Source organism: Streptomyces sp. NPDC050560 (assembly GCF_044457285.1).
In the GTDB taxonomy this organism is placed as follows: Bacteria; Actinomycetota; Actinomycetes; order Streptomycetales; family Streptomycetaceae; genus Streptomyces.
The window spans coordinates 171,228-188,352 of sequence record NZ_JBITGT010000015.1; the positions used below are offsets into that span (position 1 = coordinate 171,228).

At 76.9% G+C, this 17,125-nt stretch carries 13 protein-coding genes; 7 read left to right on the plus strand and 6 right to left on the minus strand.

Translation table 11 applies throughout. The features are described from left to right. Window positions 1-3: 3 nt before the first annotated feature. From ACIBIW_RS30145 to ACIBIW_RS30155, 3 genes are read left to right on the plus strand one after another with little or no spacing between them, the layout of a single operon-like run. Window positions 4-1,128 (plus strand): glycosyltransferase family 4 protein, encoded by a 1,125-nt coding sequence (locus tag ACIBIW_RS30145; protein ID WP_399340544.1) that lies wholly within the window; start codon window positions 4-6, stop codon window positions 1,126-1,128. Continuing rightward, window positions 1,125-2,366: a glycosyltransferase gene (locus tag ACIBIW_RS30150; RefSeq protein WP_399340546.1), complete on the plus strand. Its 1,242-nt coding sequence runs from the start codon at window positions 1,125-1,127 to the stop codon at window positions 2,364-2,366. The genes ACIBIW_RS30145 and ACIBIW_RS30150 overlap by 4 nt, the downstream gene beginning before the upstream one ends. After that, window positions 2,363-3,313 (plus strand): SGNH/GDSL hydrolase family protein, encoded by a 951-nt coding sequence (locus ACIBIW_RS30155; RefSeq protein WP_399340548.1) that lies wholly within the window; start codon window positions 2,363-2,365, stop codon window positions 3,311-3,313. Before ACIBIW_RS30150 ends, ACIBIW_RS30155 begins: the two co-directional genes overlap by 4 nt. On the opposite strand, the gene ACIBIW_RS30160 is transcribed toward ACIBIW_RS30155, so the two are convergent. The 5 genes from ACIBIW_RS30160 to ACIBIW_RS30180 are packed head-to-tail and all read right to left on the minus strand — an operon-like array spanning window position 3,244 to window position 7,816. Next, a complete protein-coding gene (locus tag ACIBIW_RS30160) occupies window positions 3,244-4,131 on the minus strand; it encodes a biotin-dependent carboxyltransferase family protein (protein ID WP_399340550.1) in 888 nt (295 codons plus the stop codon). The genes ACIBIW_RS30155 and ACIBIW_RS30160 overlap by 70 nt on opposite strands. After that, on the minus strand, window positions 4,128-4,772 hold the full coding sequence (locus ACIBIW_RS30165; RefSeq protein WP_399340552.1) for an allophanate hydrolase subunit 1: 645 nt from the start codon (window positions 4,770-4,772) through the stop codon (window positions 4,128-4,130). The genes ACIBIW_RS30160 and ACIBIW_RS30165 overlap by 4 nt, the downstream gene beginning before the upstream one ends. After that, entirely contained in the window at window positions 4,769-5,533 is a 765-nt protein-coding gene (locus ACIBIW_RS30170; protein ID WP_399340554.1) for a LamB/YcsF family protein, read from the minus strand. The genes ACIBIW_RS30165 and ACIBIW_RS30170 overlap by 4 nt, the downstream gene beginning before the upstream one ends. 46 nt (window positions 5,534-5,579) lie before the next feature. Further along, on the minus strand, window positions 5,580-6,371 hold the full coding sequence (locus ACIBIW_RS30175) for a putative hydro-lyase (protein ID WP_399340556.1): 792 nt from the start codon (window positions 6,369-6,371) through the stop codon (window positions 5,580-5,582). A gap of 29 nt (window positions 6,372-6,400) precedes the next feature. After that, window positions 6,401-7,816: an MFS transporter gene (locus tag ACIBIW_RS30180; protein ID WP_399340558.1), complete on the minus strand. Its 1,416-nt coding sequence runs from the start codon at window positions 7,814-7,816 to the stop codon at window positions 6,401-6,403. 296 nt (window positions 7,817-8,112) lie between these two features. On the opposite strand from ACIBIW_RS30180, the gene ACIBIW_RS30185 reads away from it, so the two are divergent. From ACIBIW_RS30185 to ACIBIW_RS30200, 4 genes are all read left to right on the plus strand, one after another. Further along, window positions 8,113-8,799, plus strand: a complete 687-nt coding sequence (locus tag ACIBIW_RS30185; RefSeq protein ID WP_399340560.1) for a GntR family transcriptional regulator — start codon at window positions 8,113-8,115, stop codon at window positions 8,797-8,799. A gap of 141 nt (window positions 8,800-8,940) precedes the next feature. After that, complete coding sequence (locus tag ACIBIW_RS30190; protein WP_399340562.1) at window positions 8,941-10,464, plus strand: hypothetical protein; 1,524 nt, start codon at window positions 8,941-8,943, stop codon at window positions 10,462-10,464. A gap of 115 nt (window positions 10,465-10,579) precedes the next feature. After that, window positions 10,580-11,464, plus strand: a complete 885-nt coding sequence (locus ACIBIW_RS30195) for a hypothetical protein (RefSeq protein ID WP_399340565.1) — start codon at window positions 10,580-10,582, stop codon at window positions 11,462-11,464. 69 nt (window positions 11,465-11,533) lie between these two features. Beyond that, the gene (locus ACIBIW_RS30200) at window positions 11,534-16,183 is read left to right on the plus strand and encodes a hypothetical protein (RefSeq protein ID WP_399340567.1); all 4,650 of its coding nucleotides are present in this window, start codon (window positions 11,534-11,536) and stop codon (window positions 16,181-16,183) included. A 30-nt stretch (window positions 16,184-16,213) separates the two neighbouring features. Here ACIBIW_RS30200 and ACIBIW_RS30205 read toward each other — a convergent pair whose 3' ends face one another. After that, entirely contained in the window at window positions 16,214-16,798 is a 585-nt protein-coding gene (locus ACIBIW_RS30205) for a hypothetical protein (RefSeq protein WP_399340568.1), read from the minus strand. Between the last annotated feature and the right edge of the window lie 327 nt (window positions 16,799-17,125).

Consider the following 17,125-nt stretch of genomic DNA (forward strand, 5'->3'; position numbering starts at 1 on the left):
GGTATGCGTGTCGTCCTCGTCACCGAGTCCTTCCCCCCGGATGTCAACGGGGTGGCGCACTGCGCCCTCCAGACCGCGCGGCACCTCGCCGCCCGCGGCCATGACCCGCTCGTCGTCGCCCCCGCCACCGCCGCGGGAGCCGAAGCCGACGCCCACGCGCCCTGCCCCGTGGTGCGTGTGCCGTCCCTCCCCTTCCCCGGCTACGCCCAGGTCAGGGTGGCGCTGCCCAGCCGCAGGGTGGCCCAGGCCCTCACCGACCACCGTGCCGACCTCGTCCACCTCGCCAGCCCGTTCGTCCTCGGCGTGCGGGGCATGGCCGCCGCGGGACGCCGCGGAATCCCCGCCGTGGCCGTCTATCAGACCGACCTCGCCGGCTACGCCCGCACCTACATGGGAGGCGGCGAGGCCGCCGCCTGGCGCCGGCTGCGCGGCGTGCACACGGCGGCCGACCGCACCCTCGCCCCCTCCACCGCAGCCCGCCGTGACCTGGAGGCACACGGCATTCCCCGGGTCAGCCTCTGGCCGCGCGGTGTGGACACCGAGCGCTTCCACCCCCGCCACCGCGACGACGCGCTGCGCCGCGAACTCGCCCCCCACGGCGAACTCCTCGTCGGCTACGTGGGACGCCTCGCCCCCGAGAAGCAGGTCGAACTCCTCTCCGGCGTCTGCGGGCTCGACCGCGTCAGGCCCGTCCTCGTCGGCGAAGGACCCAGCGCCGACGCGCTCCGCAGGGCGCTGCCGGGCGCCGCCCTGCTCGGCCGCCGCACCGGGCACGAACTCGCCCGGATCTTCGCCTCCCTCGACGTGTTCGTCCACACCGGGCCCTTCGAGACGTTCTGCCAGACCGTCCAGGAGGCCATGGCCAGCGGGCTGCCCGTGGTCGCCCCCGCCGCCGGCGGCCCCCTCGACCTCGTCGACCACGGCACCACGGGGCTCCTCGTGCCGCCCGGCGACGCGGACGCGGTGCGCGGCGCCGTGGCCGCCCTTGCCGCACGGCCCGCGCTGCGCGCCCGGTTCGGCGCCGCGGGCCGCGCCGCCGTCGAGGGCCGCACCTGGCAGGCCGTCGGCGACCAGCTCCTCGACCACTACGCCGAGGTCCTCGAAGCCCGTACGGCGGTGGCCGCATGACGCCCCACGAGCCGGGCGCGCCGCTGCGGATCGTACGGCTCGCCAACTTCGTCGCCCCCCACTCCGGCGGACTGCGCACCGCGCTGCGCGAACTCGGCGCCGGATACCGGGCGCGCGGCCACGAACCCGTCCTGGTCGTCCCCGGCGAGCGGGCCACGGTCCGCGACACGGGACAGGGCCGCGTCATCACCCTGCCGGGCCCCGTGCTGCCCGGCACCGGCGGCTACCGGGTCCTCACCGACAGGCCCCGGCTCACCCGGCTACTCGAACGCCTCGCCCCCGACCGCCTCGAAGTGTCCGACCGCACCACGCTGCGCTGGACGGGGCGCTGGGCGCGGAGCGCGAGGGTGCCCGCCGTGATGGTCTCCCACGAGACCGCCGACGGTGTGCTGCGCACCTGGGGCGTGCCGGAGGCCGCGGCCCGCCGCGCCGCCGACGGCCTCAACCGCCGCACCGCGTGGGCGTACACGCGCGTGGTGTGCACCACCGAGTGGGCCGAGCGCGAGTTCGCCCGGATCGGCGCGCGCAACGTCGTACGCGCCCCGCTCGGCGTCGACCTGGAGGAACGGCACCCGGGCTGCCACGACCCCTGGCTGCGCGCGTGGTACGCGCGGGCGGACGAGACGCTGCTCGCGCTCTGCTCAAGGCTCTCCGTGGAGAAGCGCCCCGGCATCGCCCTCGACGCCCTCGCCGCGCTCCTCGCGCGCGGGGTGCGGGCCCGGCTCGTGGTGGCGGGGGACGGGCCGCTGGGGCCGCGGCTGCGGCAGCGCGCCGCCGCCAGGGGGCTGCCCGTGACCTTCCTGGGCCACATCTCCGACCGCGCCACCCTCGGCGCGCTCCAGGCCACCGCCGACGTCTGCCTCGCCCCGGGCCCCGCGGAGACCTTCGGGCTCGCCGCCCTTGAGGCGCTGGCCTGTGCCACCCCCGTCGTGGTGAACGCGGCCTCCGCGCTGCCCGGCATCGTCGCCGGGGCGGGTGCGGCCGCCGCGGGCGACGGCGCGGCCTTCGCCGACGCCGTGTGCGACGTGCTCGACAGGGACGGGGACCAGCGCAGGAAGGAGGCACGCGCGCGTGCCGAGTGCTTCGGCTGGAACACCGCGGTCGAGGGCTTCCTCACCGCCCTCGACGCGCCCCTGTGGGCCGCACCCGCGTCGGACGGCGCGCACGGCGCCCTCCCGGCGCCTGGGAGGCGCGCCGCGGCAGCGCTCGGCGGCGCGGGAAGGGACGGCACCGGATGAGGCCCCTGCGGTTCGTGGCCCTCGGCGACTCCCTCACCGAGGGCATGGGGGACCCGGTGCCCCCCGGCGGGCGGCGCGGCTGGGCCGCCCTGCTCGCGGCGGGCCTCGGCACCCCCGCGGCGCCCGCCGAGTTCCACAACCTCGCCCGCGGCGGCGCCCGCACGGCGGACGTCGCCGAGCGCCAGGCCCCCGCCGCGCTCGCCCTGCGGCCCGACGTCGCCACGGTGCTCGTCGGCGTCAACGACACGCTGCGCCGCAGCTACGACATCCACGCCGTCGCCGCGGGCCTCGGCTCCGTGTACGGCGCCTTCGCCGCCCGTGGCACCGTCGTCGTCACCGCCTGCCTGCCCGACCCCGGCACCATGCTCGGCCTGCCCGCGGTGCTCGGCCGCCCGCTGGCGCGCCGTCAGGCCGCCGTCAACGCGGTGGTGCACGCCCTCTCCGACCACCATGGCGCGCTCCATGTGCACATGGCCGAGGGCGCCTGGCTGCGCGACCGGGCGATGTGGAGCGCCGACCGGCTGCACCCGGGGGAGCGCGGCCACCGGCTGCTGGCCCGCGAGGTGCACGCGCTGCTCGCCGCCGAGGGCATCGCCCGCGGCCCGGTGCCGTCCGCCGAGCCCGACATGCCGCCGCCGACACGGGCGGCCGAGCTGCGCTGGCTCGCCACCCAGGGCACGGGCTGGGTCGCCCGCAGGGCCCGCGACCTGCTGCCGCAGCTCCTCGCGCTCGCCGCCCGCGAGGCCGGGCACCGGGCGCGCGGCACCAGCGCCGGGCTCGACGCGCGCGCCGCGGGCGCCGTCGCCTCCGCGCTCGCGGCGCTCGCCGCACGGCACGAGCCGCCCGTGGCGCGGGGCGCGACGACACCCCGGCTGCCTCAACCACCGTCCCAGGGCCAGCCGGTGCCGGTGGCCACGAAGCGGACGGAGGTGCCCGGCGCCGCCTGAGCCACGGCGGGGAGCGACGCCCCCGACACCACGGCCGCCACCGGGTAGCCGCCCGTCGTCGGATGGTCGGCGAGGAAGACCACGGGACGCCCGTCGGACGGCACCTGCACCGCCCCGAGCACCGTGCCCTCGCTCGGCAGCTCGCCCCCGACGGCGCGGGTGAGCGCCGGGCCCTCGGTGCGCATCCCGATGCGGTTGCTCGCCGGGGCCACCCGGTACGCACGCGTGGTGAGCGTCCGCAGCGCCGCGGGCGTGAACCAGTCAAGGCGCGGGCCGGGGCGCACCGCGAGCACCAGCTCGGCGGGCGGTCCCGGCAGCGGCGCGGCGTCCACGCGCGCGCGGGGCCCCTGCGGCGGCCCGAGCGGCAGTACGGCGCCGTCGGCGAGGGGCGGGGGGCCGAGCCCGGAGAGCAGGTCGGTGGCGCGGCTGCCGAGCACCGGCTCCACCGCCACCCCGCCGCTGAGCGCCAGATACGACCGCACCCCGCGCACCGCGGGCCCCACGTCGAGCACCGCGCCCGCGGGCACCGCCACCGGCGCCCCCCACGCCGCGGGCCGCCCCCCGACCCGTACCGCGCAGGGCGCCCCGGTGACCGCGGCCGTGACCCGGCAGCGCGGGCGCACCGCGCAGCCGGACGCGGTGGTCTCCAGGACCGCGGCCCCCGGCGCGTTGCCCACGAGCCGGTTGGCCAGCGCCGCCGCGGGCCTGTCGAGGGCGCCGGAGCGCGGCACCCCGAGAGCGGCGTGCCCGGGGCGCCCACGGTCCTGCACCGTGGTCAGCGCGCCCGCGCGTACGACCACGAGGGCCCGGTCGGTCATGGCGCCGCCACCGGTACGAAGCGCACCCGCACACCCGGCGACAACAGGGCCGCGGGCACGCGCGCGTGGTCCCACAGCACCGCGTCCGTGGTGCCGAGCAGCCGCCAGCCGCCCGGCGAGGCACGCGGGTAGACGCCCGTCCAGGCCCCGGCGAGCGCCACCGCCCCCGCGGGCACCGCGGTGCGGGGCGTGGCCCTGCGCGCCACCGCGTACCGCTCGGGAAGGCCCGTCAGATAGCCGAAGCCCGGCGCGAACCCGCAGAACGCCACCCGGTACTCCACCGCCGCGTGCAGCGCGGCCGCCCGCGCGGGCGACACGCCCCAGCACGCCGCGACCTCCGCCAGGTCGGGGCCGTCGTAGCGCACCGGCAGCTCCAGCACCTCGCCCGCGTCCCGCACCGGCGGCGGGCTCGGCCACGCGCGCAACGCCCGCGCGAGCGCGGCCGGTTCCGGCACCCCGTCGAGCAGCACCGTGCGGGCGCCCGGCACGATCTCGCGCGCGTGCAGCTCGCCAAGCGCGCGGCGGCGCAGCAGGTCCGCGTGGAGCGCGCGCGCCGCGCCGCCGTCCGCGACCTCCACGAGCAGGGCGTGCTCCCCCGCGGGCAGCACCCGGGGCGCGGCAGGTACGCCGTCGCCGCTCACGCGAACGCCGCCACACGGACCCCGGCCGCCTCAAGGCCGTCCCGCACCCGCCGGGCCAGCGCGGCGGCGCCCGGCGTGTCGCCATGGAGACAGAGCGACGCGGCCCGCACGGCGACGTCCGCGCCGTCGAGCGCGGCGACCCGGCCCGTGCGCGCGAGCCGCACCGAGCGCGCCACCACCTCGGCGGGCTCCGCCACCAGCGCGCCCGCGGCGCCCCGCGGCACCAGGCCGCCCGCCGCCGTGTAGGCACGGTCGGCGAAGCCCTCCGCGACGGCGGGCAGCCCCGCCTCCGCGGCCGCGGACAGCAGCAGCGACCCCGGGGGGCCGAGCACCGCGAGGGCACCGCCCGCGAGCCGTACGCCCGCCGCGACCGCGGCGGCCTGCCCGGCGTCGTGTGCCGCGCGGTGGTAGAGCGCCCCGTGCGGTTTGACGTAGGACACGCGCGAGCCCGCGGCCCTGGCGAACACGTCGAGCGCCCCTATCTGGTACGCCACTTCCGCCGCCAGCTCGGCGGGCGGCACGTCCATCGCACGGCGGCCGAAACCGGCCAGGTCGCGGTAGGCCACGTGCGCCCCGATCCGCACCCCGCACGCCGCAGCCATCTCGCAGACGGAGCGCATGGTGGCGGCGTCGCCCGCGTGGAAGCCGCAGGCCACGTTGGCGCTGGTGACGACGGTGAGCAGGCGCTCGTCGTCGGTCAGCCGCCAGCGGCCGAAGCCCTCGCCGAGATCGGCGTTGAGATCGATGGACGTGCCGGTCATGAGGTCGGTCCTCCAGGAGGGTTCGGGGCGTGCCGCTCCCGGGCGCTCAGAGCACCCGGTAGCGGTCGTCGGGGACGTCGGTGACGAACATGTGCCCGGGAGCGTGGGTGAGCGCGAACGGCGGGGCGGCCGCCCGCAGCGCGGCCTGCGGGGTGACGCCGCAGGCCCAGAACGCCGGGATGTCGCCGGGCTCGGCCCGCACCGGGTCGCCGAAGTCGGGCCTGGCCAGGTCCGCGATGCCGAGCACCCCCGGGTCCCCGAGGTGGACGGGGCTGCCGTGCACCGCGGGCATCAGCGAGGTCTCCCTGACCGCGTCCGAGAGGCGGTCGGGCGGCACCGGGCGCATCGACACCACCAGCGGGCCGCGCAGCCGCCCGGCGGGGCGGCACACCCGGTCCGTCGTGTACATCGGCACGTTGCGGCCCTGCTCCGTGTGGCGCATCGGCACGCCCGCGCGCGTGAGCGCCCACTCGAAGGTGAAGCTGCATCCGAGCAGCAGCGTCACCAGATCGGCGCGCCAGTACGGGCGCGCGTCCCCCGGCTCGGCGACGAGTTCACCGCGCTCCCACACCCGGTAGCGCGGCAGGTCGGTGCGCAGGTCCGCGCCCGGCGCGAGCGTGGTGGACCAGGAGCCCGCGTCCGTCACGTCGAGCACCGGGCACGGCTTGGGGTTGCGCTGGCAGAAGAGCAGCATCTCGTACGCCCAGTCGGCGGGCACCGCCACCAGGTTGGCCTGCGCGTACCCGGGCGCGAGCCCCGCGGTGGGGCGCTCATCCCCGGCCCGGAAACGCGCGCGTACCGTCCCGGCGTCCGCCACGCGCGCGTGGCCGTCCGCCATGGGCGCCCGCCGTCCTCGCTGGAGCCCGTTCACCGCAGTTCCTCTCCCCGGGTCTCGGGCAGCCAGAACAGCGCAAGTACGGCGATCGCGTAGGCCAGGGCGCCGAACACCAGCGCGCCGCCCACGCCCCAACTGTCCGCGAGGAAGCCCACCAGCGTGGGGAACACGGCGCCCACGGCCCGCCCCGCGTTGTAGACGAAGCCCTGCCCCGTGCCGCGCACGGCGCTCGGGTACAGCTCGCTCAGATACGAGCCGAAGCCGCTGAAGATCGCGGACATGCAGAACCCCAACGGGAAGCCGAGCAGCATGAGCAGCGTGTTCGCGTCCCCGGGGATGTGGGTGTACGCGATCACCGCCGCGGCCGAGAGCACCGCGAACAGGGCGATGTTGCGCTTGCGCCCGAGCGTGTCGGTCAGCCGGCCGCCCGTCAGATAGCCGGCGAAGGCGCCGGTGATGAGGAAGGCCAGATAGCCGCCGGTGTTGACCACCGAGAGCCCGCGGTCGTCCTTGAGGTAGGCGGGCACCCAGGTGGCCAGCGTGTAGTAGCCGCCCTGCACACCGGTCGACATCAGCACCCCGAACAGCGTGGTCCGCAGCAGCCCGGGGGAGCCCGGCCCGCCAGGCGTGAAGATCGCGGCGAGGGCGCGGAGCGCGCTCCCGGGCGCCGGGTGCTCCGTCCCGCGCGCCGTGTCCGTCTCGACCGGCGCGGCCTCGCGGCGGGGCGCGTCGGTGACCCGGCGGCGCAGGTAGACCACGAACAGCGCGGGCAGCGCCCCCGTGCAGAACATGACGCGCCAGGCGAGGTCCTCGTCGAGCAGCGCGAACACCACCGTGTACACGACCGCGGCGAGCCCCCAGCCCACCGCCCAGGCGCTCTGCACCGCGCCCAGCGTCCTGCCCCGGTGGCGCGCCGAGGCGTACTCGGCGACGAGCACGGCGCCGACGCCCCACTCGCCGCCGAAGCCAAGGCCCTGGAGCGCCCTGAACGCCATCAGCCACTCGTAGCTCGGCGCGAGACCGCAGGCCAGGGTGAAGACCGCGTACGCGAGCACCGTGACGACCAGCGCCCTGGCGCGGCCGACGCGGTCCGCGAGCACGCCCGCGGCCGCGCCGCCGATGCCGGACATCAGCATGGTGACGGTGGTGATCAGGCCGGTCTGGCCGCTGCTGAGGCCGAAGTACGCGGCGAGCGCGGTCATGCTCAGCGGCAGCGTGAAGTAGTCGTACGAGTCGAGGGCATAGCCGCCGAAGGCGCCCGCGAAGGCGCTGCGGCCCCGCGGTCCGAGGTCCCGCAGCCAGCCGGACCAGGCGGTCGTGCCGGGGTCTTCAGCCGGGGCCGGGGGTGGCGCGGTACGCGCCGCGGCCCCGGCCCGCGCGGCGGGTGACGGGTGGGTGGTGCCGGTACCCGGCGGGCTGCCGTGGCGTCGGTCCTGTGGAGTGCTCATGGGCACCTCGCGGTGTGTGGGAGGTCGTACGAACGGAGCCGTTCCGTGGTGCGGAGCGACCTGGTACGCGCCCGCCCCGCCCCGGAAGGGCGGGCCGCGCCCGCGCGCCCCGGTGGGGGCGGCGGGCCTCCGGCGCGCGAACGAGCCGGTCCTGTGCGGGTGGTGAGCGGAGCAGAGCTGAGCGGTACGGACCGCGGCCCGAGGGCCGGTGTCCGTCGCATCAAAGTAGAGGATCGTTGAACGATCCTTCAATACCCGTGTTGTCTCGTCCGGAGGTCTGAGGTTGAATCCCTGGCATGGCCGAACTGCCCGGACTTGCCGATGACCGTGCGCTTCTGGGGCGAACCAGTACCGCGGAGCGGGTTTCGGACATTCTCAGGAACCGGGTCGCCGAGGGGTACTTCCCGCCCGGCACCAAGCTCTCCGAGGACTCCATCGGCGGCGCGCTCGGCGTCTCCCGGAACACCCTGCGGGAGGCGTTCCGGCTGCTCACCCACGAGGGACTGCTCGAACACCAGCTCAACAGGGGGGTGTTCGTACGGGTACTCACCGTCGAGGACGTCGAGGACATCTACCGCACCAGGCGGCTCGTCGAGTGCGCCGTCGTCCGCGGACTCGCCGCGCGGCCCCGGCCGCTCGACGGCCTCGCCGCCGCCGTCGCGGGCGGCCTCGACGCCGCGCGCCGCAGGGCCTGGGCCGAGGTCTCCACCGCCAACATCCACTTCCACCGCGAACTCGTCGCCCTCAGCGGCAGCGAGCGCACCGACGAGCTGATGCGCCGGGTGCTGGCCGAACTGCGCCTCGCCTTCCACGTGGTGGCCGACCCCCGGCTGCTGCACGAGCCCTACCTCGCCCGCAACCAGCGCCTGCTGGCGATCCTGGAGGCCGGCGACTTCCGGGAGGCCGAACGCGAACTCGCCCGCTACCTCGACGACTCCCTGCACGGCCTCGTCGAGGTCTACGGACGCAGCGTCCGCGGCTAGGCCCCGGACGAACTCCCTCTGCGCCCACCGGCCGCGCCGACCCGGAACAGGAGGCCGGGGAATCCCGCGCGGCCCCGCTCACGGCCCGGTGCCTTCGCGCCGTTTCGTACGATGTCACACCCAGGATCTAGGCTGTCGAGCGTGATGTCGTCAGCAGCCACGGAAGCCGCCCCGCCCCAGCTCAGCGGAGCCAGGCCCGCGCCAGGACCCGCCGCGGACGAGGGCCTGGCGCGGCGGCTGCGCGCCCTCGCCTGCACCGCGCCGCTGCACGACCTGGACACCCGCAAGGCGTCGCTCGCCGGTGAGTACGCGGTCTACGGGATGGCGGAGATCGCCCTCGCCGCCATCGACCTGATCACCCTCTCGATGGACTTCGACACCGGCGCCGACCCCGACCAGGTCGTCGCCCGGCTGCTGCCCAGGGCCGCGGCCCAGGCCCCGGGCCGCCCCGCGGCCGAGCACGAGCGCGTCGCCCGCTGGGTCCTGGAGAGCCTGCTCAACGTCGGCAGCGTCGACCGCGGATTCCGCGCCGTCTACGGCACGTTCACCCCCGAGGGCGACTACGTCCGCCGCGACTACGACTTCAAGCTCATCGAGGAGGTGCCCGGGTACGGCGGCGCGATCTGGCTGCGCACCACCGACGAGGCGGTCAACGTCCTGGTCGGCGCCCTCGACACCGACGTGACCAGCGCCCAGATCGCCGCCGAGGTCAAGCTCGACGTCCTCATCGCGCGCGGCCGCCTCGCCGACGCCCAACTCGCCGCCGAGCAGGCCAGGTACCGCACGGTCCAGTACTCGGAGACCCTGCGCCGCGCCCTCGACGCCACCCGGCGCAACGTACGCGCGGTCGACTGGCTCGCCGCCGTCCCCGACATGATCGCCGAGGCCCTCGACCACGTCGCCGACCGCTACCGCCACGAGAACGCGATCCTCACCAACATCCGCAAGGCACGCGACGAGACCGAGGACCCGGGGCACAAGCGCCGCGCCGCCGAACTTGTCGACATCGTCAAGGACTGCATCCGCCGCCACACCCAGCTCCAGTCCCGACTCCTCGAAGCGGGCCCGCTGTTCCGCGCGGAGCAGGACCGCCAGGCGTTCGCCCCGCCCACCCCGCACAGCGGCCTCGACCTGTACGGGCAGCTCCTCGCGCCCCTGCTGCCGCTCCCCGTCGAGCAGGCGGCCCGCGTCACCGACGCCTGGTTCGCGCGCGGCACCGGCGGGCGCACCCCCGCGTCCGTGCGCCTCGCCGACCTCGTCGGACTGCTCCTCACCCCGCCCGCGGAGCGCAAGCACCTCGGTGACGAGATGCCCGAGCCCGACCTGATCGCCACCCCCGACGACAGCCGCTTCACCGAGGAGCAGCTCACCGCCGCCACCGAACTCCTCGACCTGCCGCCCGACGCGCCCCGCCGCCTCTCCGGGCTGCTCGCCGCCGCCCGCGCCCGCGACCCCGACCTGCCCTACCTCGTCGCACTGCTCGCCGTGCACGCCGCGAGCCCGCCCGTCGGCACCGCCTACCGGCAGGGCGAGCCCCGGCTGCTGTTCGCCGTCGACGACGGCACCGAGCTGGACGACCCGCACTTCGGCGGTGCCGATCTCGTCGTCGGCACCGCGCTCCTCGACGCCGCCGGGATGGCGGCCGACCGCACGGAGGCCCGGTGACCACCCCGCACCGCGGCCCCCTGCCGCACCGCGAGCCCCCGCACGGCCACTCGTACCGGCCCGTCACTCCCGCCAGTCCGGCCAGCCCGGCCAGTCCCGCCAGGAAGTACCCGCAGTGAACGACCACACCGACACCTGGAGCACCGCGGAGCACCCGCAGGGGCGCGAGCCCGCGCCCCCGGTCACCCCCGCCGACGTCGCCGACGCCGCACGGCTCGTCGCCTTCGGTCTCCAGCCCAGGCTTCAGCCCGCCCGCGACCAGGAGTACGCGGAACTGCTCCGCAGGCACCGCGAGGACCCCGCCTTCGCGCGCCTCGCCGACGCCGTCGCCGCCGGGCTCGGACTGATCGTCCTTGAGGTGTCCCCGCGCGCGGGCATGGCCGTCACCGCGGCCGAGGACTCCGTGTTCGCGGTCCGCATGGGCGACTACGCCCGCCGCGCGGGCACCGACTCCACCGACCGCTTCCTGCACGGCCTCGCCCATCTCGCCGTCGCCGCCCTCGCCTTCCCCAGGCCGGAGGACCTCGCCGACGACGGCTACATCGGCCGCGTCACCGTCAACGGCGTCGACGGCTTCGTCCGCCAGGCATGCCACCGCCTCGCCGAACGCGCCGAGGAGCAGGGCGAGAACACCGACCCCGCCACCGACGCACCGGGACTTGAGGCCGCCTGGCGGGTCTGGTCCCGGCGCAGCTCCACGGGCGCCACCAAGGACGCCCGCAGGCTCGCGGGCTCCACCACCGGCATCGTCGCCAAGGCCGTCGTCTTCCTCACCGAGTCCGGCTTCCTCCAGCGCACCGGCGACGACGCGGGCGGCACCTACCGCACCACCGCCCGCTACCAGCTCCAGGTCCGCGACATGGCGGGCACCGGCGCCCTGAGCGAACTGCTCGACCTCGGCGTCGTGCCCGTCGCGGGCGAAGGACCCACCCTGCTGCCCCCCGACGCCGGCGACGACCTGGAACTCGCCGCCGACGCCGGACTCCCCTTCCACTCCTGACCGCACCCGTACGCGCCCCGCCGTACGCGCCCCCACCGCACTGACCATCCGACGACGAGAGTCCCCGCCATGTACGAGCTGTCCCGGGTCCGCCTCTACTCCATCGGACCCGCCGGAGCCCGCTACGCCGACACCGTGCTCGACCTGCGCGGCGTCGGCGAGCCCGTGCCGGAGCCGGCGCCCGCCCAGGCGGAGTTCTTCGAGGAGGAGCCCGTCGGCCCGCCCCGCAGGCCCGCCCCCGCGGGGGTGCTCTTCCTGGAGAACGGCGGCGGCAAGTCCGTCCTGCTCAAGCTGATCTTCTCGGTGATGCTCCCCGGCCACCGCAACACCCTCGGCGGCGCCAGCTCGGGCGTGCTGCGCAAGTTCCTCCTCGCCGACGACTGCGGCCACGTCGCCCTGGAGTGGCAGCACACCCGCACCGGCGAACTCGTCGTCGTCGGCAAGGTCAGCGAATGGCGCGGACGCCAGCTCTCCCACGACCCCCGCAAGTTCGCCGAGGGCTGGTACTCCTTCCGCCCAGGACCCGGGCTCGGCCTCGACAGCCTGCCCGTCGCCGAGGCCACCACGGTACGGCCGCCCACCGAGGGCCAGTCGGGCGCGCGCGGCAGGCGGCGCACCATGAAGGGCTTCCGCGACGCCGTCACCGAGGCCGACAAGGCGTACCCGCACCTGGACCTGCACTGGGAGGAGATCCACGAGCGCTGGACGGAACACCTCGGCGACCTCGGACTCGACCCCGAACTCTTCCGCTACCAGCGCGAGATGAACGCCGACGAGGGCGAGGCCGCCGGGCTCTTCGCCGTCAAGAAGGACTCCGACTTCACCGACCTGCTGCTGCGCGCCGTCACCGACACCCGCGACACCGACGGACTCGCCGACCTCGTCAGCAGCTTCGGCAACAAGCTCGGCCGCCGCGCCGAACTCATCGCGGAGCGCGACTTCACCGCGGGCTCCGTCGACCTGCTCGGCCGCATCGTCGACGCCTCCGAGGCACGCGCGCGCAGCCGCGACATCCACGCCGCCGCGGAGCGCCGCGCCCGCACCCTCGCCAGATCGCTCACGGCACGCGGCGCCGCGGAACGCGCACGCGCCGCCGAACTGGCCGCCGAGGTCACCGCCTGCGCCGACACCGTCACGGCGCTGGAGCGCACCCGGGGCCGCAGCGCCCTCATCGCCGCCGAACTCGCCTACCGGCACGCCGCGCTCGCCCTCGCGGGCGCCGAGAAGGCCGCCGCCGCCCACAAGCGGGAACTCGCCGACGCCCGCACCCTGCACGCCGCCTGGCAGGCCGCGGAGGCGGTGCTGCGGCACCGCGCCGCCGCCGACCGCTCGGCCAGGGTCGCGGCGGCCATCAGGGAGGCGGAGCGCGACGCCGCCCCCGCCCTCGCGGCCCGCGCCGCCGCCGCCACCGCGCTCGTACGCGCCCTGCACACCGCGGCCGACGACGCGGAACACCTCGCCGCCGAGGGCGAGGAGCGCTCCCGGGCCCTCCAGGAGACCGGCGAGGCCGCCCACCGCGACGCCACCGCCGCCGCCACCGAGGCCCAGCGCGCCCGCAGCGAGTCCTCGCACCTGCGCCAGCGCCTCACCGAGGTCGAGCAGGAGACCGCCGAGGCCGTCCGCGCGGGCTGGCTCGACGACAGCGCCCCCGACGCCGACCCGGCGCGCGCCGCCCTCGCCGCCTCCGACGCCGAGAAGACCGCCGTCGCCGCCTGGGACACCGCCCGTGAGAGCGCGCACCGCACCGCGGAGCGCACCCGCGAGGCCACCGCCGCCGAGAGCCGCGCCGAACTCGCCGCCGCCCGCGCCTCCGACGCCGCCACCGCCGCCGCCCGCGCCCACGAGGCCGAGCGCGCCACCGCCGCCGCCCTCGCCGCCGAGGAACGCCTCGCCGCGCTCCTCGGCCTGCCCGGCGCCGCGGACGGCGCCCAGGTGCCGGGAGTGCCGGGCCCCCGCCGCGCCGACACCCCGCCGCCGCACGACGCCGACGGGCAGCCGCTCACCCCCGAGGGCTTCGACGCCGCCGCCGACGACCTCGCCCGCCTCCTCGACGACACCGTCGGCGCGGCCGAGCGCCAGCTCTTCGAACTGCGCACCGGCGCCGCCGACGACTCCCGCATCCTCGCCGCACTCGGCGACGGCGGGCTGCTGCCGCCCGGGCCCGACGTCCTCGCCACCGTCGCCCACCTCGGCGAGCACGGCATCCCCGCGCTGCCCGGCTGGCGCTACCTCGCCCAGGCCGTCGACCCCGCCGACCACGCGCGCGTCCTCGCTGCCAGGCCCGAGTTGGTGGACGGCGTCATCATCACCGACCCTGCGGGACACGCCCGCGCCCGCGAGGCCCTGCACGAGGCCGCCCTGCTGCCGCGCTCCGCCGTCGCCGTCGGCACCGCCGCCGCCCTGCTCGCGCCCACCCCGTCCGACGGCACCGACGACGGCGCCGTCTTCCTCGTGCCGCCGAACCCGGCCATGCACGACGAGGGCGCCGCCGACGAGGAGCGGCAGACGCTGCGGGCCCGCGCCGTCGCCAGGGACGAGGAGATCAGGGCCCTCGCCGCCCGCCTCGCCAAGGACCGCGAACTCGCCGCCAGGATCGCCTCCTGGCGCACCGGCTGCCCCCGCGGCCGTCTCGCCGAACTCGCCGACGCCGCCCACGGCGCCCGCGAGGCCGCGACCCGGGCCGAGGCCGCCCTCGACGCCGCACGTACCGAGCGCGCCGAGGCCGAGGAGGCCGCGGCCGAGGCCGCCCGGGTCCGCGACGCCCGCCAGGAGGAGGCGCAGCGCGCCCGCCGCGCCGCCGACGCCCTCGCCGGGCTCGCCTTCCGGCTGCGCGAGCGCGCCGCCTGGGGCAGCAGGCTGCGGGAGCTTGCCGACGAGGGTGTCGAGGCCGAGGCGCGCGCCACCGCCTGCCTGGAGCGGGCCCGCGCCGCCGACGAAGACCGCAGGGCCGCCCAGCGCGCCGCCGACGACGCCCACCGCACCGCCCGCGCCCTGCGCGCCGAGCGCGCCGGCATCGCGGGCGTCCCCGACGACCTCCCGGAACAGGACGAGGGCGCCGAGCGCCCGCCCGTCGCGCTGCCCGCCCTGCGCGAGGCGTACCGCGCCGCCTCCCAGCTCTACGAGAAGGTCGGCGTCGGCGCCGACCTGCGCGCCGAGCAGGCCAGGGCGGAGAGCGACGAGAGCAGCGCCCTCGCGGATCTTGACCGGCTCAGCAACAAGGTCCGTACCCGCGCGGGCAACCTCCTGGAGTCGCCCGACGGCGCCGACGGCCCCTCAAGGGGCGCGGCGGCCGCCCGCGCCGAGGAACTGGTCCAGCTCCTCGAAGGCCGCGCCTCCACCGCGAGCGAGCAGCTCGGCAGGCTGCGCGGCGAGGCGGAACGGCTCGCCCCCGACGACGGCAGCGAGCACACCGCGCTCCCCGACGACCTCGTCCCCACCGGCGCCGAGCACGCCCAGACCCTGCTGCGCACCGCCACCGCCACCCTCGCCGCCGACACCGACGCCCTCACCGGCGCCCGCGAGGCCCACCAGGAACTCCTGGCCGCCCACCGCGCCGCCCAGGACGCCACGGGCGGCTTCGAGGAGAGCGCGGCCCACCTCGGCGACCTGCTCCGCGACCACCACGACGGCACGGCGGGCGACCCCACCGCGCCCCCGGAGCCGTACGCACGCGGCCTGGAGGAGGCCCGGCACGACGCCGCCACCGCGCGCCGCTCGCTGCGCGGCTGCGCCGCCGACCTGTCCGCCGCCGAGTCCGCGGTCCGCGAGGCGTGCGACGTCCTCGTGCGGCACGCCAACGCCACCCGCTACGAACAGGTACGCACCCCGGCGAGACAGCAGATCAGGGAGCTGCCGGGCGCGGCGCTCCCGGAGCACGCCCAGCGCTGGGCCGAGGCGTTCGCGCCCCGGCTGCGGGTCCTCACCGACGAACTCGACCAACTGGAGCGCAACCGCGACAGCATCGTCGACCGGCTGCGCGGCCTGGTCGAGTCCGCGCTCGCCACCCTCCGCTCCGCTCAGCGCCTCTCCCGGCTGCCGGAGGGCCTGGGGGAGTGGTCGGGGCAGGAGTTCCTGCGCATCCGCTTCGAGGAGCCCGACCAGGCCACCCTTTCCGAGCGGCTGGGCGAGGTCATCGACGAGGCGACGCGGGCCGCCGTCCGCAAGAACTCCGACCTGCGCCGCGATGGGATGTCCCTGCTGCTGCGCGGCGTACAGGCGGCCCTCAAGCCGCGCGGCGTCGCCGTCGAGATCCTGAAGCCCGACGCGGTGCTGCGCGCGGAGCGGGTCCCCGTCGGGCAGATGGGCGACGTCTTCTCCGGCGGCCAACTGCTGACCGCCGCCATCGCGCTCTACTGCACCATGGCCGCCCTGCGCTCCAACGACCGCGGCCACGACAAGCACCGCCACGCCGGCACGCTCTTCCTCGACAACCCCATCGGACGCGCCAACGCCACCTATCTGCTGGAGCTGCAACGCGCCGTCGCCGACGCCCTCGGCGTGCAGCTCCTCTACACCACGGGCCTTTTCGACACCACGGCGCTCGCGGAGTTCCCCCTGGTGATCCGGCTGCGCAACGACGCGGACCTGCGGGCGGGGCTGAAGTACATCAGCGTGGAGGAGCACCTCAGGCCCGGCCTGCCCCAGCAGCGCCCGGGGGAGGAGACGGTGCACGGGGAGATCACCGCGACCCGTATGTTCAAACGCCCCGCACAGACCTGAGCCCCGCGGCGGCCCTACAGGGGAGCGGCCCTACAGGGGATGGGACAACTGCCGCCCCACCTGCCCCGACTTCTTCGCTATCCGATCCCGGTCCCGTGCCGAGCGGCGCGCCTCCCTGCGCGCCCTGCGCCGCTCCCTGCGCAGGGCGCGCGCGGAGCTGCTGGGGGCGGAGACGACGCCATGGCGCTGGTTCCACACCTGGCGGGTGATCCACACGTCCAGGACCGCCCAGGTGGCGACGACGGTGCTGGCGACGCTGCTGAGGACCATCGGGAAGGCGAGCCAGGACCCGGCGAGCGTCGACAGGAAGGCCACCATCGCCTCCACCAGCGTCACCGACACGATCAGCACCGCCCGCACCGCGGCTCTGCGCACCGCGTCCGGCATACGGCGCCTGGGGCGGGGGTCGTCGATCCACAGGCCGCCCTCGTCGTCGCTCTCCTGCCAGTCCACGCCCGCCCCGTCCTCCCGCGCCCCCGCGGGTATCCCGGCGCCGCGCCCCACGGGAGCGCCGGCCCCCAGCGACCCGCGGGGGGCGTGCGCGGGCGCGGCCCCGCCCCGCGCGGCCTCGCCCCGCGACTCCTGTGCCCCGCCACGCCGCTCCGCCGTGCTCATCACTCCGTCACTCCCCACCATCGGCTCGCCTGTCCCTGCCGGTTCACACGCACCCGTCCCACCGGATGCCCGGCGGGTGCCGCCGTACGCCACCGGACCAGGCGCAACCACGCACGAGCCGGTCGTTCCGGTTCCCCCTTTCAAGGACGAACGACACGGTGTGAAGATTCCCCGCACCGGCACAGAAATCCGGCCAACCATGGCGGCGGCTCCGGCGCGCCACCGGCCGTCCGGGCGCGCGCCCTCCGGCCGATCTGCCGCATTGTTCCCGTCATGTCCGCGGCCCGCCGCCCCCGTGGTGAGGCAACCGTCCGCAGCCGTCTTCGA